This window comes from Anaeromyxobacter terrae, from assembly GCF_022690685.1.
GTDB lineage: Bacteria > Myxococcota > Myxococcia > Myxococcales > Anaeromyxobacteraceae > Anaeromyxobacter > Anaeromyxobacter terrae.
The window spans coordinates 60,979-85,109 of the sequence record NZ_JALCYY010000012.1 but is presented as its reverse complement, the minus strand read 5'-3'; the positions used below and the strand labels follow the sequence as shown (position 1 = coordinate 85,109).

General features: G+C 72.8%; 20 protein-coding genes. 13 read left to right on the top strand and 7 right to left on the bottom strand.

Annotated features, from left to right (window positions below; translation table 11 throughout):
* The first annotated feature begins 22 nt into the window (after positions 1-22).
* The 6 genes from MNY62_RS07595 to MNY62_RS07570 all read left to right on the top strand — a co-directional run bounded on the left by MNY62_RS07595 (position 23) and on the right by MNY62_RS07570 (position 5,484).
* Positions 23-520: a ferritin gene (locus tag MNY62_RS07595; protein WP_242343521.1), complete on the top strand. Its 498-nt coding sequence runs from the start codon at positions 23-25 to the stop codon at positions 518-520.
* Positions 521-780: 260 nt separating this feature from the next.
* Positions 781-1,998 carry a serine hydrolase domain-containing protein gene (locus MNY62_RS07590; RefSeq protein ID WP_242343520.1) on the top strand — a complete coding sequence of 406 codons (1,218 nt, stop codon included), beginning with the start codon at positions 781-783 and terminating at the stop codon, positions 1,996-1,998.
* Positions 1,999-2,138: 140 nt separating this feature from the next.
* Positions 2,139-2,663 (top strand): hypothetical protein, encoded by a 525-nt coding sequence (locus tag MNY62_RS07585; RefSeq protein WP_242343519.1) that lies wholly within the window; start codon positions 2,139-2,141, stop codon positions 2,661-2,663.
* 166 nt (positions 2,664-2,829) lie between these two features.
* On the top strand, positions 2,830-3,870 hold the full coding sequence (locus MNY62_RS07580; protein ID WP_279426337.1) for a sigma-54 interaction domain-containing protein: 1,041 nt from the start codon (positions 2,830-2,832) through the stop codon (positions 3,868-3,870).
* Positions 3,871-4,138: 268 nt separating this feature from the next.
* Entirely contained in the window at positions 4,139-4,822 is a 684-nt protein-coding gene (locus tag MNY62_RS07575; protein WP_242343517.1) for an RNA polymerase sigma factor, read from the top strand.
* On the top strand, positions 4,819-5,484 hold the full coding sequence (locus MNY62_RS07570; protein WP_242343515.1) for an NrsF family protein: 666 nt from the start codon (positions 4,819-4,821) through the stop codon (positions 5,482-5,484). Before MNY62_RS07575 ends, MNY62_RS07570 begins: the two co-directional genes overlap by 4 nt.
* A 58-nt stretch (positions 5,485-5,542) precedes the next feature.
* On the opposite strand, the gene MNY62_RS07565 is transcribed toward MNY62_RS07570, so the two are convergent.
* Positions 5,543-5,899, bottom strand: a complete 357-nt coding sequence (locus tag MNY62_RS07565) for an SRPBCC family protein (protein WP_242343514.1) — start codon at positions 5,897-5,899, stop codon at positions 5,543-5,545.
* Positions 5,900-5,979: 80 nt separating this feature from the next.
* Positions 5,980-8,283: a transglycosylase SLT domain-containing protein gene (locus MNY62_RS07560; protein ID WP_242343513.1), complete on the bottom strand. Its 2,304-nt coding sequence runs from the start codon at positions 8,281-8,283 to the stop codon at positions 5,980-5,982.
* A 694-nt stretch (positions 8,284-8,977) separates the two neighbouring features.
* On the opposite strand from MNY62_RS07560, the gene MNY62_RS07555 reads away from it, so the two are divergent.
* Positions 8,978-9,820 (top strand): glycoside hydrolase family 16 protein, encoded by an 843-nt coding sequence (locus MNY62_RS07555; protein ID WP_242343512.1) that lies wholly within the window; start codon positions 8,978-8,980, stop codon positions 9,818-9,820.
* A 218-nt stretch (positions 9,821-10,038) separates the two neighbouring features.
* Here MNY62_RS07555 and MNY62_RS07550 read toward each other — a convergent pair whose 3' ends face one another.
* A complete protein-coding gene (locus MNY62_RS07550) occupies positions 10,039-10,995 on the bottom strand; it encodes an NADP-dependent oxidoreductase (protein ID WP_242343511.1) in 957 nt (318 codons plus the stop codon).
* 199 nt (positions 10,996-11,194) lie between these two features.
* On the opposite strand from MNY62_RS07550, the gene MNY62_RS07545 reads away from it, so the two are divergent.
* A complete protein-coding gene (locus tag MNY62_RS07545; protein WP_242343510.1) occupies positions 11,195-12,517 on the top strand; it encodes a glycosyltransferase in 1,323 nt (440 codons plus the stop codon).
* Positions 12,518-12,659: 142 nt separating this feature from the next.
* On the top strand, positions 12,660-13,439 hold the full coding sequence (locus MNY62_RS07540) for a sulfite exporter TauE/SafE family protein (protein WP_242343509.1): 780 nt from the start codon (positions 12,660-12,662) through the stop codon (positions 13,437-13,439).
* A gap of 102 nt (positions 13,440-13,541) precedes the next feature.
* Here the strand turns inward: MNY62_RS07540 and MNY62_RS07535 are convergent, their stop codons facing one another.
* Positions 13,542-14,162 (bottom strand): hypothetical protein, encoded by a 621-nt coding sequence (locus tag MNY62_RS07535; protein ID WP_242343508.1) that lies wholly within the window; start codon positions 14,160-14,162, stop codon positions 13,542-13,544.
* 172 nt (positions 14,163-14,334) lie between these two features.
* Here MNY62_RS07535 and MNY62_RS07530 point away from each other — a divergent pair, with 172 nt between their 5' ends.
* From MNY62_RS07530 to MNY62_RS07520, 3 genes are all read left to right on the top strand, one after another.
* Entirely contained in the window at positions 14,335-14,511 is a 177-nt protein-coding gene (locus MNY62_RS07530) for a VOC family protein (RefSeq protein WP_242343507.1), read from the top strand.
* 491 nt (positions 14,512-15,002) lie between these two features.
* The gene (locus MNY62_RS07525; RefSeq protein WP_242343506.1) at positions 15,003-16,211 is read left to right on the top strand and encodes a cytochrome c; all 1,209 of its coding nucleotides are present in this window, start codon (positions 15,003-15,005) and stop codon (positions 16,209-16,211) included.
* Between the two features lie 495 nt (positions 16,212-16,706).
* Positions 16,707-19,790 carry a choice-of-anchor D domain-containing protein gene (locus MNY62_RS07520; protein ID WP_242343505.1) on the top strand — a complete coding sequence of 1,028 codons (3,084 nt, stop codon included), beginning with the start codon at positions 16,707-16,709 and terminating at the stop codon, positions 19,788-19,790.
* A gap of 133 nt (positions 19,791-19,923) precedes the next feature.
* Here MNY62_RS07520 and MNY62_RS07515 read toward each other — a convergent pair whose 3' ends face one another.
* Positions 19,924-20,220: a hypothetical protein gene (locus tag MNY62_RS07515; protein ID WP_242343504.1), complete on the bottom strand. Its 297-nt coding sequence runs from the start codon at positions 20,218-20,220 to the stop codon at positions 19,924-19,926.
* 1,197 nt (positions 20,221-21,417) lie between these two features.
* Here MNY62_RS07515 and MNY62_RS07510 point away from each other — a divergent pair.
* On the top strand, positions 21,418-22,893 hold the full coding sequence (locus MNY62_RS07510) for an MXAN_6577-like cysteine-rich protein (protein WP_242343503.1): 1,476 nt from the start codon (positions 21,418-21,420) through the stop codon (positions 22,891-22,893).
* 30 nt (positions 22,894-22,923) lie between these two features.
* Here MNY62_RS07510 and MNY62_RS07505 read toward each other — a convergent pair whose 3' ends face one another.
* Both MNY62_RS07505 and MNY62_RS07500 read right to left on the bottom strand, forming a co-directional pair.
* Positions 22,924-23,388, bottom strand: a complete 465-nt coding sequence (locus MNY62_RS07505; protein ID WP_242343502.1) for a hypothetical protein — start codon at positions 23,386-23,388, stop codon at positions 22,924-22,926.
* A 78-nt stretch (positions 23,389-23,466) separates the two neighbouring features.
* On the bottom strand, positions 23,467-24,126 hold the full coding sequence (locus tag MNY62_RS07500) for a Smr/MutS family protein (RefSeq protein ID WP_242343500.1): 660 nt from the start codon (positions 24,124-24,126) through the stop codon (positions 23,467-23,469).
* Positions 24,127-24,131: the final 5 nt, after the last annotated feature.

Genomic DNA, 24,131 nt, shown 5'->3' with positions numbered 1-24,131 from the left:
ACCCCCGCGGAGGAGACTCGTGATGATCGGCCCGAAGATGCAGGAAGCTTTGAACCGGCATGTGCACGCGGAGATGTACTCGGCGTACCTCTACCTCGCGATGTCCGCCTGGTGCGAAGCGAACACGTGGAAAGGGTTTGCGAGATGGCTCCGTATCCAGCATGACGAGGAGCTGTCGCACGCGCGCAGGAGCCTCGACTTCCTCCTGTTGCGCGGGGGCGATGCCCGGCTGGCCGCCCTCGACGCGCCCCCTCCTGCATGGACGACCGTGAACGACGTGTTCGAGAAGGTCCTCGAGCACGAGCGGAAGATCTCGGCCCTGGTGCACGAGCTCCACGCCTCCGCGATCCAGGAGCGGGACACCGCCTCGCAGGTGTTCCTGCAGTGGTTCGTCTCCGAGCAGGTGGAGGAGGAAGCGCGAGCCGAGGAGATCGTCGAGAAGCTCCGCATGGTCGGCGACCGCCCCGGCGCTGCGCTCTATCTGGACAAGGAGTACGGCAAGCGCGGCAGGACCCCATAGACGGCCGGACGGACATGGACGGTTCGGGTGAGCGCCTGTCGCCTCGCCCGCGCCGACGAAGGCCACGGTTGGAGCGTCGCCTCGCCGCGAAGGCCGCCCGGCGAGGGGCCCCGCATGCCGACGACGGCGACCTGGCCGAGCAGCGAAGATGAACGAGCCCGTGAACGGGCGACGAACGTTCGCCTGCGTCGCGCTGACCGCTCCGGGCGATGGGAGGGACGATGCGCGGATCGGCTGCGAGCCGCGGTTCCCACCCGCGGGTGTCCGGACAGGTCGCACCGGGCTTCGAGGAGGTGCGCGTCGAGTTCGAGCGCAACTTCGTGGAGCGCGGCGAGATCGGCGCGGCGGTGTCGGCGTACTGGCGCGGCGAGAAGGTGGTCGACCTGTGGGGCGGCCGCCGCTCGCCGGAGGGCGATGCGCCCTGGGAGGAGGACACGATGGTCGTCGTGTTCTCGACCACGAAGGGCATCTCCGCGATGACGCTCGCGGTCGTGAACGCGCGCGGCTGGATCGACTACGACGCCCCTGTGGCCCGCTACTGGCCCGAGTTCGCGCAGCGTGGCAAGGAAGCCATCACGGTCCGGCAGCTCCTTGGGCACCAGGCGGGGCTCGTGTGGCTCGATGAGCCGCTGACGATCGACGCGATGCGCGACCTCGACGGCGTCGCCCGCGTCCTCGCGCGGCAGAAGCCAGCCTGGGCGCCCGGCACGCGGCACGGCTATCACGCGATGACCATCGGGCTCTACATGCAGGAGCTCGCTCGACGCGTCGATCCTGCGCATCGGACGCTGGGCCGCTTCTTCCGCGAAGAGATCGCGGCGCCGCTCGGGCTCGACTTCTACATCGGGCTGCCGCCCGACATACCGGCCCGGCGACTCGCGACCGTCATGCACTTCTCGGCGGGCCGCGCGCTGCGCGCCCTCGGGTATGCACCGCGCGCCATGCTTCTCGCGGTGCTCTGGCCCCGGTCGTTGCTGCGCAGGTCGATGCTGGCGTTCTCGGACGTCGACTGGAACGACCGGCGCGCACTCGAGGTAGAGGTGCCCGCAGGAAATGGGGTCGGCACTGCGCGCGCGATCGCGCGGTTGTACTCGGTCTTTGCCGAGGGAGGAGCGGAGCTCGGCGTCGGACCGGAGACCATCGCGAGGATCACGGCGCCGCCGACCGCGCAAGGCGCGAAGGACGTCGTCCTGCGCTTGCCGAGCTACTACTCGCTCGGTTTCCTCCGGCCGGGGCCGGAGCCGTCCTTCGGCTCGAGCCCGCGGGCGTTCGGCACGCCCGGCGCAGGTGGCTCGTTCGCGTTCGCGGACCCGGACGCGCGGGTCGGCTACGCCTACGTCATGAACAAGATGGACTTCTACCTGTTCGACGATCCGCGGGAGAAGGCGCTCCGCGACGCCGTCTACCGCGCGATCGCGACGCTCCTTCGACCGAGCTCACCCCCCAGCGAGCGGGGGCGGCGCGAGGTGCAGCCCTGACGCGCGGAGCGTACTCGCCGGGTGTGGCCTCGATCTGAGCACACCAGAGGCGAACATCGGCGGGCGGCGGGTCAGCCGGCCCGCCGGAGTAGTCAGCCTCTTCATCCGATGTTACTCTCCGGAAAAGTCACGGAGGGAACATGCGCCGCCTGAAGACTCCGGCTGCTATGGCTCTGTTGCTCATGGTCGTTGGCTGCGGTGGAGACGACGGCGCTGCTGCTCCCGCCGAACCGCCGACCGTTCAGTTCGAGGGCCTGGTGGTCAGTGGTGGACTGGACCCAGCGCTGATCACAGCGTGGAATGACGCTCGTGATTACCCCGACGCAGGGCTGGCCTATTCGTTCAAGGTGAGCACGTCGGGTCTTCGGGAGGGAGCCAGGCTGGAGCTGGTCATGGCCCGGAATGAGGGGCTCTTCGTCAACGGAGAGCCCGTGACGAGATGGACCTATCGGGTTCAGACCACTACCGTCTCGTCCACCGGCGTCTCCGTGTTTCCGCCGCCCGGTGTCGATGTGGGCAACTGGTCCAGCGACGACAGCGCAGTCCCGGCCGACCTGCTCTGCGGGGAGACGTTGGTCATGGTGTGGGCGCGCGACGCGAGCGGCACGACCGTCGTTGCCTCCACCTACGTGCTGCTGGTGTCGGACTGCACCCCCGGAGCGTGACGGGCGCGATCAGCACGTCTCTCGAGCGCGACCGTCTCGGCGTCTCTGGCCCACCTGCGAGGGCCACGCATGCCCGCCGCGGCAGCCGGCCGCCCGATCGCTTCCCTCGCGCAGCGGGGCTGTAACCAAAGCGAGCCCGGTCCGTATCGCGCGTAGCGAGGACCGAATGCCCGTCACGGACCAGGCCGATCCCAGGGTGGAGATCACGGAGGCGAACGACGCGATCGTGGGGCGGAGCCCCGCGCTCCGGCGCGCGCTGCAGAGCGTGGCGCAGGTCGCGGCCACCGACGCGACGGTGCTCCTCCTGGGCGAGACCGGCACCGGGAAGGAGCTCTTCGCGCGGGCGATCCACGATCGGAGTCGCCGCCGGGATCGGCCGCTCGTCAAGGTGAACTGCGCGGCGATGCCGGCCACGCTCATCGAGAGTGAGCTCTTCGGGCACGAGCGCGGCGCGTTCACCGGGGCGACGCAGCGGCGCGAAGGCCGGTTTGCCCTGGCCGACGGGGGGACGATCTTCCTCGACGAGATCGGCGAGCTGCCGCTCGAGCTTCAGGGGAAGCTCCTGCGCGTGCTGCAGGAGGGTGAGTTCGAGCCCGTCGGTGGATCTCGAACGCGGAAGGTCGACGTGCGCGTGATCGCCGCGACGAACCGTGACGTGCAGCAGGGGGTGCGCCGCGGGGAGTTCCGCGAGGACCTTTTCTACCGTCTGAGCGTGTTCCCGCTCAGGCTCCCGCCGCTGCGCGAGCGCGGCGATGACGTCGTGCTGATCGCCACGGCCATGGCGGAGAGCCTCGCCCGCCGCCTCGGCAGGGCGGTTGCGCCGCCCGGCCCGGCCGACGCCGCGGCGCTCCGGGGATACTCGTGGCCCGGGAACGTCCGGGAGCTGCGGAACGCGGTCGAGCGCGCGATCATCACCTCATCGGACGGGTTTCTGCACCTCGACCGCGTGCTGCCCACGCCCGCGCTCCCGTTCGCGACGGCGTCCGCGGGACCGGTCGCGGCCCGGCGCGTCGACGGTGAGATCCTCACGGCGCGGCGCCTGCGCCAGCTCGAGCGGGACAACATGATCGCGGCGCTGGAGCGGGCCGGGTGGCGGGTGGGCGGGGTGCGCGGCGCCGCCGCGCTCCTCGACGTCAGCCCGTCGACGTTCAAGTCACGGATGAAGGCGCTCGAGATCCGTCGCCCGGTCCTGGGTGAAGCCGCGTGACGGGGAGGCAATACGGCGGCGAGGTACACGGCGAGCCGTAGTCGAGCGCCCTGCGGTACGGGCGGGACCTTCCGCTTTCAGCCGGTCGGCCGGCGGCTCGATTCCGCTGAGCGCGTCCGCTCGCACGGCGTGGTCGCCCGCGTGCCCAGCCGTGCCGTCTACTGCTGCGACCGCAGCCCGAACGGATGACAGGTGCCGCTCCGCTCCACCTCGCGTCCCGCCTGTAACCGGAAGGGCCCGCGTGCGTATTGCGTGCGACGAGGCGTCCATGCAGGCAGTGATGGGTCAGGTCGCGCTCATGATGGACGGCAGAAGCGACGTCGGCGCCGCAGGCGCGTCGCGCGCCGACCGCGCCATGGACCGGTATGCCAGTGGTGAGGACGCGGCGTTCGCCGAGGTCTACGACGAGCTGGCGCCACGCCTGCACCGCTTCGCCCTGCGATGGACCCGCAGCCGCAGCGCGGCGGAGGACGCGGTGCAGCAGACGCTCCTCCAGATCCACGCCGCCCGCCATCGCTTCGTGCGCGGCGGCGCGGTCGTTCCCTGGGCCTACGCCATCGCGCGCCGCCTGCTCATCGACCTCGGCCGCCGCGGGGTGCGTGAGGTGCTGCGGGCTGACGACGTCCGCGATCCGGAGGAGCCGTCGGCGGCCCCGTCGCCGGAGGAGGCTCTCCACCACAGGCGCGTCGCGGCCGAGGCGCGGCGCAACCTGGCCTCGTTGCCGTCAGGCTGGCGCGAGGCCTTCGAGCTGGTGAAGTTCGAGGGGCTCTCGGTGGCGGAGACCGCCGAGGTGCTCGGGATCACCCGCGGGATGGTGAAGATCCGCGCGCACCGCGCCACCGCGGCTCTCCGGGAGGAGGCGGCCCGGCGGCTCCATGGCTCCTTGGAGTCGGCGACTCGCCCCGCTCCCCGGTCGCCGCGCGACATCAGCGAGGGAGGAACGCCGACATGATGCCCCCCGAGTCCCTGAAGATGCGCGTCCTGGAGGCGGTCAGGCAACACCCGATGCCGCGCCGGACGAACACGCTCCCGTTCACCATCGGGCTCGCCGCCTTCGCTGCCGTGGCCATGTCCGGCGTGTTGCTGTGGGTCCCGTCCCTCTTCGGCGAGGTCGCGGGGCCGGCTCACGCCGCCGGACGGCCGGCCGTGAGCGGAGCCTGGATCCTGTCCGGCACCATGGCCCTGGCCCTCGCCGCCACGTGGCTCGTGCTCCCGTCGCGGCGCTCGATGCTCTCGCCGCCGCGCGGACTGCTGCTGGCCGTCGCCATCGGCGTGCCGCTTCTTGTCGGGGCGTGGCTGGTGCTCTGGCACGGCACCTATGCCGATCCGTTCACCCGCACCGGGTGGCGCTGCTTTGCGCTCACCGCCCTGACCGCCCCCTGGCCCTTCGCGACCCTGGCCTACGCCAGTCGGCGCCTGGAGCCGCGGCACCCCGGGACGACCGGCGCCGCCCTCGGTTCCGTGGCCGGCGCCTGGGCGGCGGTGATGGTCGAGCTCTGGTGCCCGCTGGCGGCGGGGTCGCACGTTCTCCTGGGACACGTCCTGCCCCTCCTCCTCCTCGCGCTGGCGGGCTCGGCGTTCGGCCTCCGGCTGTTCCGGCTGCGGCGGGTGTAGGCAGCGAGACCGACTGGCGCGCCGAGCAGGATCCCCGCGCGGACGTGGCGAGCTCCTGCTAGGCGCCCAGCGTCGCCCCGAGCCGCTCGAGGACCGTGGGCCAGCCGCCCCTCATCCCTTCCCACGCTGCGCGGCCCATGGGCGAGTCGAGATCGAACCCCTCGTGCGTGAGGGACAGGCGCGTTCCCTTTCCCTCGGCGGAGAGCCGCCACGTGACGATCGTGTCGAGGGAGCCCGACGCGAACCGGTAGCTGAAGAGGCGCTCGTGCTCGACCGCGATCACCTCGCACGGCTGCTTCCCGAACTTCCCCATGTCGAGCGTGAAGCGGTGGCCGACCACGGGGCGTACGTCGCCGGCGGCCCACCACCGTGCGTGGAGCTCGGGGTCGGTGAGCGCGCGCCAGACCGCCGACAACGGTCGAGGCGACGGCCGGCGCGTTCCTGGACCTGGATCTCGCCTCCGTCAATCGCCTGCCGCTCGAGGTGATCGCGGGCTCAGCGCGAGCGCCTCTCGCGCGAGGCCAGCGGAGGGACGGGGAGGGCGAGGGGGCCGGCCGCCCTGCCGTAGACGAGACGGTACGCGCCGTAGCTTCCGAGGACGCGCTTCACGTAGTCGCGCGTCTCCGAGATGGGGATCTCCTCGACCCACTCGTCGATCGCTTCGTCGGGACGCGCCCGCACCCACCGCCACACCGCGACCGGTCCGGCGTTGTAGGCCGCCACCGCGCGCACCGTCGAGCCTTCGAACTCCGAGAGCAGCTCGGCGAGGTACGCGGCCCCGAGGCGGATGTTGAGCGCCGGCCGGTGAAGCATGCGCGGATTCACGCGGCCGAGCTTCAGCCCCCGCGCGACGTCCTGAGCGGTTCGCGGCATGAGCTGCGTGAGGCCGAGCGCCCCCGTCGTCGAGCGAGCCGAGGGATTGAAGCGGCTCTCCTCCCGCATCAATGCCTGAAGGAGGTCCGGATCGAGGCTCGAGGCCCTCGCCCACTGCTCGACCATGTTCCGGAAGGCCAGCGGGTACGTCGCGCGCCAGACGTCCACGGTCCGGTCATCGATCCCGCCGGCGAGCGTGGCCCCGAGGGTGGTGCGCGCGACGTACGCGGCAGCTCCCGTCCTCCCGCCTCGCTGGAGGACTTCCACGAGAAGGCGCGCCGGGTCTTCGGGCAGGCCGCGCCGGTCGATGGCGAGCAGCTCGGCCGCGGCGTCCGGCAGCTGCATCCGCAGAAGCTCCACGCCCGCGAGGAACCGCGGGTCGTCGCCGAGCGGACCGGCCTCCAGCGGCCAGAGGGGCGCCGCTCCACCGGATGCGACGCCGAACGATGCCACCTGCACCACGCCCTCGGGGAGGCACCCCCGGGCGAGCAACCCGTACCATTCCGCCGGATGATCCGAGGCCAGCGCGGCGAACGCGGTCGCGGCCGACGCATCGCCCTTCTCCGCGAGCGCCCGGGCTCGCCAGTAGCGCGACCGGAGGCGCTGGTCGCGTCCCAGGCCGGGCAGACGGTCGAGTCGGTCGAGCGCGGCGAGCGCCTCCTTGTGCGCGCCGGACGTCCGGTGCTGCCACGCGAGCTGGAAGAGCGCCTCGGGGGCGAAGTTGCCCGTGGCGTACCGGGTGGCCACCTGCTCGAGTCGATCCAGCGCAGCAGCCCGGTTCCCGCTGCGCAGGTCGAGCTCGGCGGCGAAGAACAGCGCGTCGTCGGCGAACGGGTGGCTGGGATACTCGCGCGCCAGCGCCTCGTACGTGCGCACCGCGTCTTGCCTGGACACCGACTGCGAATACCCGAGGACGTACATCGCCTGAGGGCGGAGCTCGGAGAGCTTGCACGCCTCGACCATGGGTGCGAGGGCGGCGGCGGCCTGGCGATGCTGCCGCTCCTTGCGGAGCGCGTTGCCGATCACGAACGAAGCGGCGCAGGCATCCTCGTCGGGCAGCGCGGTCTTCACCTGCCGCGCCAGCCGCAAGGCCTCGACGTTGTCGTTGAACGCGAGGAACGATTCGGCTCGCCGCAGACGCCACCTGTTCGGGACGGGGAGCTCCTTCAGGCGCTCCCAGACGACCTTCGCCTCGCGCGAGAGCGGGCTCGTCGCCCAGAGCTCGAGCATGGCGCGGTGCTCGCAGCGGTAGTCGCCCTTCCTCTGGCACAGCCGCGCGGCGGCGAGCAGCGCCTTTCGCCGGACGGCGTCGTTGCGCGGAATGGCCGGCAGCTCGCGCAGCGGACCGAGGGCGTCGAGCGCTCCGTCGAGGTCGAGTCCACGCTCGAGCACCCGGGACTGCCCCAGGCGTGCTTCGGCGTAGAGCGTCGAGCCCGGGCTCACCTGCGCGTACGCGTCGGCGGCGGCGCGGCGCTTCCGCAGCCGCTCCAGGGCCCGCGCCGCGTGGAAGAGGCAGTGGTCCCGCATCCGCGGGTAGTCGCCGGCCAGCGCTCGAAACTCCTGGGCCGCCGAGGTGGGGTCGTCCTGCAGTGCGGACAACGCGCGCAGGTAACGCACCGGCGGCTGTTCTCCGCGCAGCCTCGCGCGCGCTCGCGCATGGCGGCCCCGGTCGAAGAGCGCCTTGGCCTCGGCGAGCTCTCCCGAGCCGAAGTAAGGCGCCAGGTCGGCGTCCGTATAACGGTGGGTGACCGCCTGCTGCGGACGGGAGGTGCTCTCCAGCAGGTCCTCGAGCTGACTCTCGGCGACGGGAGCGTCGCCCTCGGCTTCCTGCGCGGGGGCTGCGGTCGCCCACATCGCGCCGACGAGCACGGCCAGCCAGCGATGCCCGGATCGCGGGGCGACGCGGCGCGATCCGGTATGCCTCATCACTCCATGCACGGGTGATGGTCAGTGTACCGATCGAAGCGCGCGCGTCACTCCCACAGTCCGCGCAGAGCGCGGCCACGCGCGTACATCTGGCAGCGCCATGGTGAGGACGAGAGGCGGCGCGAGCGCTAGGGGGTGACGCGCACCGCATCCGTTCCGTGGAAGCGCGCCCGGCCAGCGTCAGGCCAGCCACGACGCCTCGGTGTCTGCGGCGGTCAACTGAGGTGCCCGCCGGTGACGGCAAGCGCCCCGATCGTAGCCGGCGGTCGAAGCATTGCCGTTCGGTACCGAGGACCGCCCTCTTCACTTCTTCCGTGTCTTCTTGACGACAATCTTTGGGAGTCGATTCAAATTGCAGATCCGGGCGCTATATAGTGAAGCCTTAGGCGATCACGCGGGAGTCGACGCTTGGCGGCTGAGCCCGTTGCCCCAGGCTGCGGTGAGGGTGTGGCCGTATGACTCACGCGCGAGAGGGCGTGCTGTCGGCCACATCGAGGGTGCAACGCTCCCGTGCTGGTAGGATGCCGTCGTGAGATGTCGCCCGGCCACGTGGCGTTCGAGAACCGCAGGGGGATTCGTGGCCGGCCTGCTCGCCGTCATCGCGGCGTGCGACGCTCGACCCGATCGATCGCTTCCGCCGTGTGCCTCTCCGACCGATTGCGGGCCTCCTCCGTGTGGCGGGTGGGGCTTCACCGTGCCACGCCCCGCCGGCTACGACGTCTTGGCGTATGCAGAGGAGTTCGACGGTCCGGATTTCCCCGCGCAGCTCAGCCGCGTCGGCGGCATCGGCTTCGCGGCGCCCTACGACTCGGTCGCCGAGCTGCAGCGCTTCGAGCCCGGCCGCGCCGAGCTCGTCCGAGGTCTCATCGGAATCGAGGGGTCCAGCGTCGGTGCCCTGGCGCTCCGCGCGACGTGGGACGTGGCCGCGGGCGAGTACCTGTCAGGCGAGGTCGTGTCGTCGGCGAGCCACTGCCCAATGCAGAACAGCACCGTCCCCGCACCCTGCGCTGGAACGCGCTGGGGGTCCGGCGTCCGCTTCGCGTCGACGCCGGCGCAGGGCGTCTACCTCGAGGTTTGCGCCAGGCTGCCCCTCGTCGGCGGCAACTGGCCCGCGGTGTGGATGCTGCGAGACGAGGGTGCAGGGTTCGCTCCGCCGGAGTTCGATCTCGTGGAGGCGTTCCCGGGCCGCCCGCTCCCCTTCTGCCAGACCGAGCACGTGGTAGACGCGAGCCACGAGGAGTGCGTGCAGCTCGTCCCCGACCGGTTCTACGCATATGCAGTGCTTTGGGACCCAGCGCACGGCACGGTCGAGTTCTTCATCAACGGCGTGGCTACGTACGCGCCGCAGGCGATCCCGGACTTCTCCGCAGCGTGGGCAAACGACGCGAGCGGGGGAGGGTATCCCGCCTACTTCGTCCTGACGCACGCGCTCTCGAACGAGATTGCCGGCGCATTTCCGACCATGTCGGGCAGCGCGACGACGTACGTCGACTACGTCCGCGTGTACACGAACGGCCCCGCCGACGTCATCCCGTGACGATGCGTGTGGAGAGGCGAGTGTTGACGGCGCGTACCGCATCGTCCCCGCGTTCCCTTCCGACGACATCGTCGGCCAGGCGGTGCAGATCGCGTTCGTCGTGGACGCGGCCCCGCGCCTCGCGCCGACGCCCTTGCCCTGCCGGCCGGCCCGACGCTCACGCCGGTGCCGCGCGCAGGGCGTGGCACGCGGCGGCGTGGACCGCAGCGCGATCCGGCCTAGTGGATCCGCAGCGCGAGCTTGCCGAGGTGGTGCTGCCCGAGCTCCCGGTGAGCCCGAGCCGCGTCATCCAGCGCGTACATCCGCCCGACCTCGACGTGGAACGGGGCGGCGGCGATGAGCCGGTTGAGCCGCTCGAACGCGTCGGGGCTCGGCTCGCCGTCGTACGCGAGGAGCGTCACGCCCTCGGGCGCGGCGGGCACCGGCTCGACGCCGTTCGGATGCGCGATGCGGCCGCCTCGTCGCATCGCTGCGAGCGCGGGGTCGAGGCTCTTGCCGTGGACCAGCACGAGCGCGGCGTCCAGCCCGCCGGGGGCGAAGTCGCGAGCCGCGCGCGCCACGTCGTCGCGCTTGCCATCGACGGCCGCATCCGCGCCGAGCTTCCGGACCAGCTCGACCCCGTCCCGTCCCGAGGCCACCCCGAGCACTCGCGCGCCCATCCGCTTCGCGAGCTGCACCGCGAGGTGACCGATCCCGCCGCTCGCGCCGTAGACCATCAGCGACTGTCCGGCCGACAGGTGGAGCTGATCGTCCAGGCCGCGCAGCGCGGTCACGCCGTCGGCGCCGAGCGCGCCCGCCTCCTCCTCGCTCAGGCCCGCGGGGATGGCGGCGACCGCGTCCTCGTCCTGCGCGACGTACTCCGCGTAGAACCCACCCTGCATGGAATACGCATAGACGCGATCGCCGACGTGAAAGCGCCGCACGCCTTCACCCACCGCCACCACCTCGCCCGCTCCGTCGTTGCCGATCACCCGGGGAAACCCGCTCGGACCGAGCTCGACCTCGCCGGACCGGACGTACCGATCCCACTCACCGATCCCGGAGGAGGCGAGCCGGATGAGGACCTGCTTCGCCCCCGGCTGCGGTACCGGAAGCGTCTCGGTGTGGAGGACCTCGGGCCCTCCGTACCGGTCGAATGCCGCCGCCTTCATCTGCGCAGGAATGGCCGCTTGCATGGCGCCTCCTCTCAGGGGTCCGGGCACGGCGATAAGCGCGGCCGCCTCTCGGCGCACGGCTCCCCGCTCGGGGCGAGCGGGGGACCGGGGATCGCCTCGTCTCTCGCCTGGACAGCCTTCATCCGACGAGGTGTAGTACTGCGCGTGTACGGCCGCCCTGGCGTTCGGCCGTTCGCGGCCGCGGCGGAGGCGGCCCGCCATGCGCATCGCGCTCCTCACCGCCGGCTCGCGCGGCGACGTCCAGCCGTACCTCGCGCTCGCGCGCGCGCTCCAGCGGGCCGGCCATGCCTGCACCCTCGTCACCCAGCGGGTGTTCGCCCCGCTCGCGGACGCGTACGGCGTCCGCTTCCACGCGGCCGGCGGTGACGACTGGCCCACTCCGGAGAGCGTCCAGGAGATGGTGCGCAGGGGCGAGCTCGAGGAGCTCGTGGGGAAGAAGAGCGGCCTCGCCCAGCTGTCCGCCGTCAGCGAGCTCTTCGCGCGGCACGTGACGCGGCTCACGGCCGACGCGCTGCCGGCCTGCGAGGGCGTCGACGCGGTGGGGTTCGCGCCGATGGCGGCCGTCGCGGGGCACTCCATCGCCGAGAAGCTCGGCGTCCCGTTCGTCCCGGCGCTGCTCGCGCCGGCCTTCGCGACCCGCGAGCTCCCGAGCATCCTCTTCCCCCCGCGCGCGAGCTGGATCCCCGGCTACAACCGCCTGAGCCACTGGGCGACGGAGCGACTCATGTGGCGCGTCAACCGCGAGAGCTCGATCCGGCTCCGGCGCGACGTCCTGGGGCTGCCGCCCTACGCGAGCTCCGCCTTCGAGATCATGCGGCGCGCGGAGCCCCCCGTGCTCATCGGGGTGAGCCCGCACGCCGTGGCGCGGCCGCGGGACTGGGCCCCGTACCTGCACCTGACCGGCTACTGGTTCCTCGACGAGCCATCCGGGTGGACCCCGCCGCCCGTGCTCTCGCAGTTCCTCGCGTCCGGCTCGCCGCCGGTCTGCGTCGGCTTCGGCAGCATGGTGAGCGCGGACCCCGCCGGCGACGTCAGGATGATCACCGCCGCGCTCGAGCGCGTCGGGCGACGCGGGATCCTCCTGTCTGGCTGGGCCGGCCTGCACGAGCACGCAGCGGACCTCCCGTCGAGCATCCTTCCGCTCGACTCCGTCCCTCACTCCTGGCTCTTCCCGCGCGTCGCCGCGGTCGTCCACCACGGCGGCGCGGGGACCACCGCGGCCGCCCTCCGCGCCGGAGTCCCGCAGGTCGTCGTGCCGTTCATCACCGATCAGCCGTTCTGGGGCGACCGCGTGCGCCGCCTCGGCGTCGGGCCGCCGCCCATCCCACGGACGCGGCTCACGGCGGAGCGGCTCGCCGGGGCGATCTCGCGGGCGGTCGAGTCCGAGGCGATGGCCGCGCGCGCCGGGATTCTCGGCGAGAAGGTCCGCGGCGAGGACGGCGCGAGCGTCGCGGCCGAGATCCTCGAGCGGGAGCTCTGGGCCAAGCGGCGAGCGAGCGCGGGCCGATGCGGGGCCGCCTAGCGTCGAGGCCTGGCGACGAGGCTTGCCGGGGGGCGCGTGGCGGAGCCGCGTCGTACCAGGTCCCGCGCCACACGCGTGCGGCGAGGCGCGACCGCGTCGCCTGTCTTCTCATCAGGGCGGGCCCGATGCGATGCTGCGAGCGATGCCCTCCGTCGAGCCCGGTCACGTCGCCGCCGCGTTCCTGGCTTCGCTCGTCGCCGCCGCGATCAACTCCGTCGCGGGCGGAGGGACGCTCATCTCGTTCCCCGTCCTCGTCGCGCTCGGGCTCCCGTCGGTCGTGGCGAACGCGACCAGCACCGTCGGGATCTGGCCCGGGACCCTGGGCAGCATCTGGGGCTTCCGCCGGGAGCTGGCGCGGGCGGACCCCGTCATGCGCTGGCTGGTGATCCCCTGCTTCGTCGGCGGCGCGGCCGGGGCGCTGCTCCTCCGGCAAACGTCGTCGGCGACGTTCGACCGCATCGTGCCGTTCCTCGTGCTGTTCGCGTCGATCCTGTTCGCGATCCGCGGCAAGGCGCAGGAGTGGCTGCGGACGAAGGGCGGGCAGGAGCACCGCACGCGCGCCTGGCTCGCCGGCGCCGCCGTCGCGACGCTCGCGGTTGGGGTCTACGGCGGCTATTTCGGCGCGGGCATGAGCATCATGATGCTCTCGATGCTCGGCATCGTCGGGATGAGCGACATCCTCGAGATGAACGCGCTCACGAGCCTCTTCTCGCTGTGCGTGAACGGCGTCGCGATCGCGCTCTTCATCGCGGCGAAGCTCGTCTACTGGCCCTTCGTCCTCGCGATGGCGGTGGGCGCGCTCGTGGGCGGGTACGGCGCGGCGGGGATCGCGCGCAGGATCGGGCGCCAGGCGGTGAGCCGCCTCGTCATCGTCGTGGGCTTCACCGTCAGCGTCGTCTTCTTCGTCCGGGAGTTCACGTAGCCCGCGTCGCCCTCACCGGACCCGCAACGGGCTCGCGGTCCGCGCAGCCATGCTCGCGTCCGCCCGAGCCAGGACCGGCACGCCGGCCTCGACCCCACGCCCTCAATGAGACGTGATCTGCTCGACGCGGATCGCGACGACCACGCCTCGCTCGAGCTCGACGCGGACGCTCCGTGCGCGCCATGGGCCCGGCTCGGCGTCATCGCGGCTCGCCTTCGGTACCTCGATGACGGACTCGTAGACGGCGTGCCGGCCCGCCGCTCTCGTGGCCCTCCCGAGGAGCCGCCGCACGTCGTCCATGCGCATGCCGAGCCTCAGCCCGCCGCCGGTCGTCGTTGCGCGAGACAGCGACGCGAGCCGAGCGCACCGCGGGCGCCGGCCGGCAGGGACGACGTAGTCCGGCTCGTCTGAGTACGCCGCGCGCGACTCCCTCGCGACGAGCTCGTAATGAGTGACCGTGCTCCCACCGCCCATCTCGCTGTTCGAGACGAGAGCGAGCACGGTCCCGTCGACGCCGACGTAGCACGCGGCCGTCGCGCTGGCGGCGGCGTCGCCGCCGTTGTGACGGGTCTCGGTCGGCCCGAGGAGGCGCTCCGCGTCGGCGAAGGTCGTGCGTTCCAGCACGACGGCGAGGACACGCGTATGCACCTCGAGGCGGTCCGCGGGTGCCGCGCCCGCTCGGTCGCTCACCGCGACGGCGACGACGAGGGCTGCGGTCCTCAAGGCACCGTTCGCGAGCAGCGCCATCGGGTGACGGTACCACGCGCGGCGCGCTGGCCGGTGACCTCGCGAGCCGCGCCCGCTTCTGCTTCGCGCCCAGCGCTCCGAGCCGCTCGAGGATCGCGGGCCAGCCGCGCGCGCCCACCCAGCGGCGCGCCCGTTCAAGCGCGCCCTCGTGGAGGACGGCATCCCGTTCACGTCCTTCGCCGTCGCGGACGTGCGCGCCGAGTACGAGCGGCTCGTCTCGAAGGGTGTCCGGTTCACCCAGCCGCCCACCGAGATGGGACCGGTGACCACCGCCGTCCTCGACGACACCTGCGGAAACCTCATCCAGATCCTCACCAAGAAGTAGCGCCGGCTTCGACTCGACGCCGAAGGGCTGCGACGAGCCCAAGCAGGTTCGTCGATGCCGCGCCCTGCGTAGCCCGCGTCGCCCGTTGGGTGTTCGGCCGGAAGGACGTGGTGACGGTCGGTCGCGGTCCGTGACGCGGCGGAGAGGCGGGTGGATGTGGGTTCGCGTGTGACGCGCCCTCCGCGCGCCTTTCCGATGCCGCCTCTCGGATTTCCGCGGCGAGCTCGGGATCGGCGGGGCCCAAGTACGCGCGATCACCGGCGCCCTGGGTGCGGCATGCCCCATGCTCCGCCGACAAGCTGCCGCGCAGCCGAGGGAATCGCCCCTCGGCACGGACCCGGCTGGAGGAACGAGCACAGATCGGCCCGCGGTCGCGCACTCGGCAATTCCGCTGCCGGAACGCAACGGAAGTGCCGCGCTCGCGACTTCCCCTGTCATCGGCCGCCGCGCACGAACGACGAGCGGCGGCCCAACACAGCGAAGGAAATCGAATGAACCGGACCCTCAACAGGCTCGCGGTGGGCGCAGCCATGCTCGCGCTCATCCTGAGTGGCTGCGGCGGCAACGCCAGCACCGCCCCCGACGCGCAGGTGTCGGCGGCGGTGCGGGCGTCCGCGCACGAGATGGAGCCCGAGGCCGACGCCGACGAGGTCGTGCCGCGCTTCAGGGCGCTCCTGACCCAGCTGCGCGACCTCCCCGCGCTGGCGCCGCTCTTCGATCAGTACCAGGTGCCGGACCCCATCGTGATGGACGACGACGATGCAGCCGGCGGGCTCATCGAGCTGCTCCATGCCGTGAAGGTCACCCTCTCGAGCGGCACGATCACCATCACGAACCGTGAAACAGGCGGCATCATCTTCACCGCCCCGCGCTCGGACCTCGCGTCCGGCGAGTTTCACCCCGAGAACCTGCCCACCGGGACGGTCCCCCCGCCGGCGCAGTGCACGTACACCTACTCGGAGTGGGGCGCGTGCCAGTCGGACGGGACGCAGACCCGGACCGTCGTGTCGGCGAGCCCCTCCAGCTGCACCGGGACGCCGATCTTGTCGCAGCCCTGCACGTCCACGCCTCCGCCGCCGCCTCCTCCGGTGACGACCTGCACGTCGTTCACGTACTCGGGGTGGGGCGCCTGCCAGCCGGACAGCACGCAGACGCGCACGGTCCTCTCCTCGTCGCCCGCGGGCTGCACGGGCGGCGCGCCGGTGACCTCGCAGGCTTGCGTGTACACGCCTCCGGTGACGACCTGCACGTCGTTCACGTACTCGGGGTGGGGCGCCTGCCAGCCGGACAGCACGCAGTCGCGCACGGTCCTCTCCTCGTTGCCCGCGGGCTGCACGGGCGGCGCGCCGGTGACCTCGCAGGCTTGCGTGTACACGCCGCCGGTGACGACCTGCACATCGTTCACGTACTCGGCCTGGGGCGCCTGCCAGCCGGACAACACGCAGTCGCGCACGGTGCTCTCTTCCGCGCCGGCGGGCTGCACGGGCGGCACCCCCGTCCTCACGCAGGCGTGCGTCTACAGCCCGCCGCCCGACGGCGCCGCGCTCTACGGGCAGTACTGCGCGGGCTGCCACGGGCCGCTCGCGACGAGCAACCTGAAGGGCAGGAACATGTCCGTCGCGTCGATCAAGAGCCGCAACATGACGCAGGGGCTGAACGACGCTCAGCTCCAGGCGATCGTCGACGTGGTCGGACCGTAGTCCTGGGATGACGGCGATCCGGGGCGCGCTGGCATTCCAGGCGCCCCGGATCCGCCGGCAGCGTGCTCTCGAGCGTCCGGGGTGAGGGCACAGGCGCAGGTCTACGCCGGGCCGTCGCGTAACCGTGACGCCGCGGTTCACCGCAGCGGCACCACCGCCCGCACCCGTGGACCTCGTGATCCGCGACGAGACGCCCGCTGACGTGCCGGCGATCCACGCGCTGAACGCCGCCCGCCTGGAGCCCGGGACCGGCTGCGGTCGCGACCGCCGCGAGGACCGCACCCTGAGGGTCATCGATTCCTTGTCGGCATCCATGGGCAGGCGAAGCGCGACGTCATCCCACGTCGGCTCACCTCTCGCACCGTTTCTCACGCCCGCGCGCGGTGAGGCGCACCCCGCCAGGCTCGTCGTAGGCTAGGCTCGACGCCCAACGCCCAACGCCCGTCAGTGGGCGCGCCGGTCGCTACTGCACCGGCGCGGATCCGAGAGGATTGCATGAACAAGTTCGCGCTCGCAGCCGTGGCCGCCTCCACCGTGTTCGCAGGCCTCGTCCTCGGCGCTGGGCGCGCGCACGCATACTCGGGCTACTACACGGACCGCACGATCCTCGGCGTCGGGAAGTCCTGCGCCGACTGTCACGGCGCGACCTCGACGTGCAACGGCTGCCACGCGCACGGCACGCACGGCACGAACGCGAAGGACAGCATCAACATCGTCGCGACCACGGACAAGAGCACGTACGCGCCCGGCGAGACGGTGACGGTCACCGTCAACGGCGGGTACCGCAACGGCTGGCTCCGCGTCGCGCTCTTCGACCAGAGCGGGACGCGTCTCGCGACCGCGAGCAACGCGCAGTACCCCGTGGCGCTCACCGCGCCCGCGCCGACGACGGGGGGCACGGTGAGCTGGCGCGCGGCCTGGTACGGCAATCAGTACGACATCGGCTTCCCGAGCATCGCGTCGGGGACGTTCGGCAGCGGCAGCTCGGCGACGATCCAGCCCGGCTTCTTCACCCCCGACTCGACGCCCGGCGCGCCGCACGGCTGGCAGGCGGTGGCGGTCCCGGCGTTCACCGTGCAGGCGCCTGCGGCGCCCGCGATCTCGCTCTCCCCCACCTCGCTCGCGTTCGGCACCGTCACGGTCGGCGCCTCGAGCACGCTCACCACCCAGGTCCGGAACACCGGCAACGCGGCGCTCAGCGTCACCGGCATCGCCCCCTGCGCGGGCACGCCTGCGGTGTTCGGCTGGTCGCCCACGACCCCGATCTCCGTCGCGGCGGGCTCGAGCGCAAACGTGAACGTGACGTTCACGCCCACGAGCGCCGGTGCGCTCCCCGCCGGAGCCTGCCTCGTCTTCTCGAGCAACGACCCGGCGAAGCCCACGGTGAACCTGGGGGTGAATGGCAGCGGCGCGGCCGCGCCCGCCCCGGCGATCGCGCTCAACCCGACGTCGCTCGCGTTCGGCACCGTGACCGTCGGAACCTCGAAGGCGCTCGCCACGCAGATCCAGAACACCGGCAACGCGCCCCTGAACGTCACCGGCGTCGCGCCCTGCCCCGGGACGCCCGCGGTGTTCACGTGGACGCCGGCGACGCCCATCGCGGTCGCCGCTGGCGGGAGCACGAGCCTCACGGTCACCTTCGCCCCGACGACCGCCGCGGCGCTCCCGGCGGGCGCCTGCCTCGCGGTCACCAGCGACGATCCCGCCCGGCCGACGGTGAACCTCGGCGTGAGCGGCACGGGCGCCGCCGCGCCGGCGCCGGGCATCGTCCTCAGCCCGACCTCGCTGGCCTTCGGGACGGTGACGGTGGGGACGTCGAAGACGCTCGCGGCCCAGGTCCAGAACACCGGGAACGCGCCGCTGAACGTGACCGGGATCGCCTCGTGCGCCGGCACGCCGGCCGTGTTCGCGTGGACGCCCGTCGCGCCATTCACCGTCCCCGCAGGCGGCGCGACGGCGCTGAACGTCACGTTCACGCCGACCAGCACCGGTTCGCTGCCCGCCGGAGCGTGCCTCGCCATCGCGAGCGACGACCCGGCGCACGCGAGCGTGAACCTCGGGGTGACCGGGACGGCCGCGGCCACGCCGGCGCCGGCCATCGCGCTCAGCCCCACCGCGCTCGCGTTCGGCACGGTGACGGTGGGCACGTCGAAGTCGCTCACGACGCAGATTCAGAACACCGGCAACGCACCGCTGAACGTGACGGGCGTCGCGCCCTGCGCGGGCACGCCCGCGGTCTTCACCTGGGCACCCGCGACGCCCGTCGCCGTGGCGGCCGGCGCCAGCACGACTCTGACCGTGACCTTCGGCCCGACGAGCGCGGGCGCGCTCCCGAGCGGCGCCTGCCTCGCCGTCTCGAGCGACGACCCCGCGCGCCCGACGGTGGACCTCAACGTCAGCGGCGCGGGGGCCACGGTGACCGCCCCGGCGATCGCGCTCGACCCGACGTCGCTCGCGTTCGGCAGCGTGACGGTGGGCACGACGAAGACGCTCTCCACCACCCTCCGGAACACCGGGAACGCCCCGCTGAACGTGACGTCCATCGCGCGGTGCAACAAGACGTCCGCCGCGATCACGTGGTCGCCCGCCGCGCCGCTCACGATCGAGGCGGGCGCGAGCACGACCCTCGACGTGACCTTCGCCCCGACCAGCGCCGGCGCGCTCGCGAACAACGCCTGCCTCGCCGTGTCGAGCGACGATCCCGCGAACCCGACGGTCGCCCTCGGCCTGAGCGGGACCGGCACGACGCAGGCTACGCCCGCCATCGCGCTCAGCCCCGCCTCCGTCGTCTTCGGGAGCGTGACCGTCGGCGCCTCGAGGACGGTCGCCGTCCAGGTGCAGAACACCGGGACCGCCACGCTGGACGTGATCTCGATCGCGCGCTGCGCCGGCACGTCCGCCGACGTCACGTGGACGCTCTCGACGCCGGCGTCGGTCGCGCCCGGCGGGAGCGCGACGTTCGACGTGACCTACGCGCCGGCGGCGGAAGGCTCGCTGCCGGCCGGGGCGTGCCTCGCCATCGCGAGCAACGATCCCGTCGCCTCCACCGTGAACCTCGGCCTTGCCGGGACCGGGGCGACGACGCCCGTGCCATCGATCGCGCTCGCGCCGGCCACGGTCGACTTCGGCGCCGTCACCGTGGGCACCTCGAAGACGCTCTCCGTGAAGACCGAGAACACGGGTAACGGGGCGCTCACGGTGAGCTCGGTGTCGCTCTGTGCCGGGACGCCGGCAGTGCTCACCTGGACGCCCGCGGCCCTGTCCGCCATCGCCGGAGGCGCGAGCGCGACGCTCGACGTGACGTACGCCCCGACCTCGGCGGGCGCCCTCCCGGCCGGCGCGTGCCTCGTGCTCGCGAGCGACGACCCTGCGCAACCGACGATCACGCTCGCGGTGAGCGGCTCCGGCGCCGCCCCCGCGCCGGGGCAGAGCCGCGGCGGGTGCGGCTGCAACACCGGCGGCCCCGCGGACGGCGTCCTCGCCGGGGTGGTGCTGCTGCTGCTGGTCGCGTTCCGCGCGCGCGGCGCCGCTGCCCACTGCGTCGCCGGTCACGGCGCACCGGACGAGCGGGCAGGGTAGCGGGGGCGTACGCCCGGGCGGCGGGCCGACTCGACGGCGCGTGACCAGCGACGCGTGGTCACGCGTGGGCGAGGACGCGTGCGGCCTGAACGTGCAGCGTGGCATCGATCCCGACGCACCTCGCCTGTCCCCTTCAGGTGGACAGCTCGGGAGTGCACCGGGGACGCTCCGGATCGGCGAGCAGTCGCGCGGTGGGGCGGCGACGCGGAGTCGGCGTCGATCCGGCCGGCGCGCGATCGCTCCGGCGCTGAGCACGCAGCTCGGCGGCGGCGTCGATGAGCGCGCGGGCCCCGGCCCCGAGCGCCGCGACCGGCATCGTGATGATGCCGGCGATGGGGACGATGATCGCTACGGCGGCGAGGATGCCGGCCGCCGCGAAGACCTGACCGAGAGATGCCGGGCCCTGCACGAACCTGTTCGACGTTTGCACGTGTCCTCCTGAGTTGAGGAGGCGAGCGTGCCCTCGACGGCCGACTTGCGCGACACGCAAGAACGGATGGTCCATCAGCGGCGGTTATGCCTGGCCGACGAGGAGTCGACCCCGAGTGATACAGGATCCGGCCGTCGCCAGCCGTATCGCTCCGACGACCTCCACCGGCTCACGTACGCGCACGGCGAGGCCGCGTCGCGGAGGCACACCATCGGCTTGCCAGGCGACGGCAGATCGCCTGCGGCGACCTGCTGCTACCACCCGACCACCTCGGCTCGACGACCTGGGTCGCCGCGGCGTTGCAGCGCGCAGATCCCGTGAGCGAGGGGAGTTGCCCGATCTCGACGGCAGGATCCGACGGGTCTACTCACCGGCGCGCGACAACGACGTGATGATGTGGAAGGTCATGTGCGAGGGCGTCCAGCGCATGCCTCGGATCCGCCCTTCCTCGGCGATTCTGTCCAGCTCGCTTGCCGGCGCCTGGACGGGACACGCGCTGCGGCCGCGAGGTCCATGGGAGCGGACGGATCCTCGGCGCTCACTCCTCGCGGCCCCCTGCCCGTGTGCCGCGGAGGGCGCGAACCGCGGGCCGTCCAGGCTCGGCGGATCGCGTGCGGCGGGATGCCTGCCCCGAGCCGGTCAACGGATCGTCAGCGCACGAGGACCGCGCGGCGGGCCGCCTGTGCGTGCCCGGGTCGCGCAGGTGAGCCGTCCACACCTTGCGTGAAAAGTGGGTGATGGCGGAGCGGGCTGCGCGCGCGGGAGTAGCGTCATCGTGCGCCCGCTCACGGGCGCGCGGAGGAACGGCGTATGGCGCTCGCTCGTCGTCGACCCTCGGTGCTTTCCCTGTCAGTCATCCTCGCTTCCGTGCTGGCGGCGATCGCCCTCGCGGCGTCCTGCGGGGGCGGCTCGAACGGCAAGTCCTCCGAGATCGCGGCGGACGTGGCCTGCGCCGAGGGCCAGACGAACTGCGGCGGAGCCTGCGTAGACACAGGGAACGACGCGAGCCACTGCGGCGCCTGCGGCCACGCCTGCTCCTCGGGTACCGTCTGCTCGCACCGTCAGTGCGCGGCGTCGTGCCGGGAGGGTGAGACGACGTGTGGCGGAGGCTGCGTAGTTCTGGCGACGAGCACGGTGGACTGCGGCGGGTGCGATCGTCGCTGCGCGTCAGGCCAGGAATGCCGCGAGGGGGCCTGCGTGGCGGCCGGCTGCGGCGGCGGAACCACGAGCTGCGGAGGCGCCTGCGTCGATCTCTCGTCGAGCGCGACGAGCTGCGGCGCGTGCGGCCGGGCGTGCCCCACCGGCCAGGTGTGCTCCCACGGAGAGTGCCACCCCGCCTGCGAGGACGGCGCCACGAGCTGCGGCGGCGCGTGCGTCGTGCTGGGCTCGAGCCACGATCACTGCGGGCGCTGCGAGACGGCCTGCGCATCGGGCCAGGTCTGTTCGAACGGCGCGTGCGTGGCAGGGTGCGCGCAGGGGCTCACGACCTGCGGCGGCGCGTGCGTCGACACGCGGACCGACGCGACCCACTGCGGCGCCTGCGGCCGTCCGTGCGGAGCGGGCCGGACCTGCCAGGATGGAACCTGCAGCGGCGCGCCCACATGCCCCGTCAACGCGACCGCCTGCGGCGACGACTGCGCCTATCTGCAGTCCGACTACTTCAACTGCGGGAGCTGCGGGCACGTCTGCGGGACCGGCGAGAAGTGCGAGGAGGCGCAGTGCAAGCAGGTGTGCCCCGCGGACCGCCCCTGGGACTGCGGCGGGACGTGCGTCGACCTGAATGTCGATCCGAAGAACTGCGGCAACTGCGGCGCGAACTGCGCGAGCGGCCAGACGTGCAGCGGCGGCGCCTGCGGGGGTGGCCCGCGCACGTGCCCCGTCAACGCGACCGCCTGCGGCGAAGCCTGCGCCTATCTCCAGACCGACTACTTCAACTGCGGGAGCTGCGGCCACGTCTGCGGGACCGGCGAGAAGTGCGAGGGCGCGCAGTGCAAGCAGGTGTGCCCCACGGACCGTCCCTGGGATTGCGGCGGGACCTGCGTGAACCTGGAGTCGGATGCCCGGAACTGCGGCACCTGCGGCAACGCCTGCGCGGCCGGCCAGGTCTGCAGCGGCGGGGTGTGCGCCGGGGGCGGGCCGACCTGTCCGGTGAACGCGACCGCCTGCGGCAACGCCTGCGTCTACCTGCAGTCGGACTACTTCAACTGCGGCGCCTGCGGCAACGTCTGCGGCGCGGGCGAGAAGTGCATCTCCGCGTCGTGCAACCAGGTCTGCCCGGCGGCTCATCCCTGGGATTGCAGCGGGACGTGCGTCGACCTGATGGTCGACGCGAGCAACTGCGGCACCTGCGGCACCGCCTGCGCCTCGGGCCAGACGTGTACGAACGGGAGCTGCGGCGGCGGCACGCCGGCCTGTCCCATCGGCGCGACCGCCTGCGGGAACGCCTGCGTCTACCTCCAGACCGACTATTTCAACTGCGGCACCTGCGGCCATGTCTGCGGCGCCGGGCAGAAGTGCATCGGCGCGAGCTGCGCGCAGGTGTGCCCGGTGGATCACCCCTGGGAATGCGGCGGCGCCTGCGTCGACCTGCGCGACGACCCGAAGAACTGCGGGACCTGCGGGACCGCCTGCGCCGCCGGGCAGACCTGCCACGACGGCGTCTGCAGGACCTGACGCGGGGACGCCGCGACGCGCGGGGGCGAGCTACTTCGGTGCGCCCGCCTTCCGCACGATCGGCGGCCTCGCCTTCACGACGCGCTCCGCCTTCGTGGGCTCGGCGGGCGCCTGCGCGAGCTTCACGTGGGGGAGCGGCTTGCCCTTCGCGAAGGCGGCGTTCTCGCCGTAGCGCGCGACGATCCGCTTCTTCGTGTCGAGCCCGGTCGCCTCGATGACGAAGGTCGGGACGCGCCGGGCGCGGTGGTCCGCGACCCAGCGCGTGATGGCGCCGGCGCGCGGCACCGCGACGTTCCGGCGCGCGATGCGCCTCGGCGCGGCGGGGGCCTTCGCGTGCACGCGCGCCGCGACGGCGGAGTCTATGGCGCGCCGGAGGGCCGGGAGCGCGCGGGTGATCGCTGCCTGGACCGCCGCCTCGATGGCCTCGTTGAAGGACTGCTTCGCCGGTCTCGCCGCCATGTCGCTCCTCGCGCAGCCGAAGAGGCGTGCGGTCATGGACAGATATGCCGTTCGATGCGGGATGACAACGGACTTCCGGCGAACGCCGACTCCGCGCGGCACCTCGTCGCGCGGTCAGCGCCCGGCGCGACGGAGGAGCACGTAGATGGCCCCCGCCCCGCCGTCCACGGGCCGGGCGGTCGCGAACGCGAGCACGTGGCGCGCGAAGCGGCCGGTCGCGAGCCAGGTCTTGAGCGCGTCCTTGAGGACCGGGAGCTGGTCCTTGGAGTGGAGGCCGCGGCCGTGCACGATGAGCACGCAGCGCTTCCCCGCCTGGCGAGAGCGGCGCAGGAAGTCCTCGACCGTGCCCTTCGCCTCGTCGCGCGTCATGCCGTGGAGGTCCACGTGGCCCTGCACGGCGAACTCGCCGCGGCGGAGCTTGCGCGCGAGGTTCGCGTCGAGGCCGGACATCCGGCCCTCGATGAACTCGTCGGTGTCGGCGAGATCGAACGGCGCGTCGCCGGAGACGAGCGCGCGCAGCTCGTCGATCGCGTCGAGGTCGGGGTGCCAGAACGTCCCCGCCGCGGGCGGCGGGGGCGGGGGCGCCGCGACGCCGTGCCCGGGGTCGAGCGGGCGCACGCCCGAGAGCGCGCGCTCCCACATCTCCTCCTCCGTGGCCTCGGGGGGCGGCCGGGGCGGGGGAGGCGGTGGCGGCGCCGGCCGCGGCGCGGGGTGCGCCGCCTTCGCGAGCTCCTTCAGCTTGCCGAAGGGGTTGTTGAAAGGCTTCTTGCCCACCGGAC

Excerpts from the sequence above, each read along its gene's own strand:
- MNY62_RS07570 (WP_242343515.1), top strand. The coding sequence starts at position 4,819 with ATGATGCCCCCCGAGTCCCTGAAGATGCGCGTCCTGGAGGCGGTCAGG.
- MNY62_RS07505 (WP_242343502.1), bottom strand. The coding sequence starts at position 23,388 with ATGACCGCACGCCTCTTCGGCTGCGCGAGGAGCGACATGGCGGCGAGA.
- MNY62_RS07595 (WP_242343521.1), top strand. The coding sequence starts at position 23 with ATGATCGGCCCGAAGATGCAGGAAGCTTTGAACCGGCATGTGCACGCG.
- MNY62_RS07525 (WP_242343506.1), top strand. The coding sequence starts at position 15,003 with ATGAACCGGACCCTCAACAGGCTCGCGGTGGGCGCAGCCATGCTCGCG.
- MNY62_RS07560 (WP_242343513.1), bottom strand. The coding sequence starts at position 8,283 with ATGAGGCATACCGGATCGCGCCGCGTCGCCCCGCGATCCGGGCATCGC.
- MNY62_RS07580 (WP_279426337.1), top strand. The coding sequence starts at position 2,830 with ATGCCCGTCACGGACCAGGCCGATCCCAGGGTGGAGATCACGGAGGCG.
- MNY62_RS07550 (WP_242343511.1), bottom strand. The coding sequence starts at position 10,995 with ATGCAAGCGGCCATTCCTGCGCAGATGAAGGCGGCGGCATTCGACCGG.
- MNY62_RS07575 (WP_242343517.1), top strand. The coding sequence starts at position 4,139 with ATGCAGGCAGTGATGGGTCAGGTCGCGCTCATGATGGACGGCAGAAGC.
- MNY62_RS07540 (WP_242343509.1), top strand. The coding sequence starts at position 12,660 with ATGCCCTCCGTCGAGCCCGGTCACGTCGCCGCCGCGTTCCTGGCTTCG.
- MNY62_RS07585 (WP_242343519.1), top strand. The coding sequence starts at position 2,139 with ATGCGCCGCCTGAAGACTCCGGCTGCTATGGCTCTGTTGCTCATGGTC.
- MNY62_RS07520 (WP_242343505.1), top strand. The coding sequence starts at position 16,707 with ATGAACAAGTTCGCGCTCGCAGCCGTGGCCGCCTCCACCGTGTTCGCA.
- MNY62_RS07545 (WP_242343510.1), top strand. The coding sequence starts at position 11,195 with ATGCGCATCGCGCTCCTCACCGCCGGCTCGCGCGGCGACGTCCAGCCG.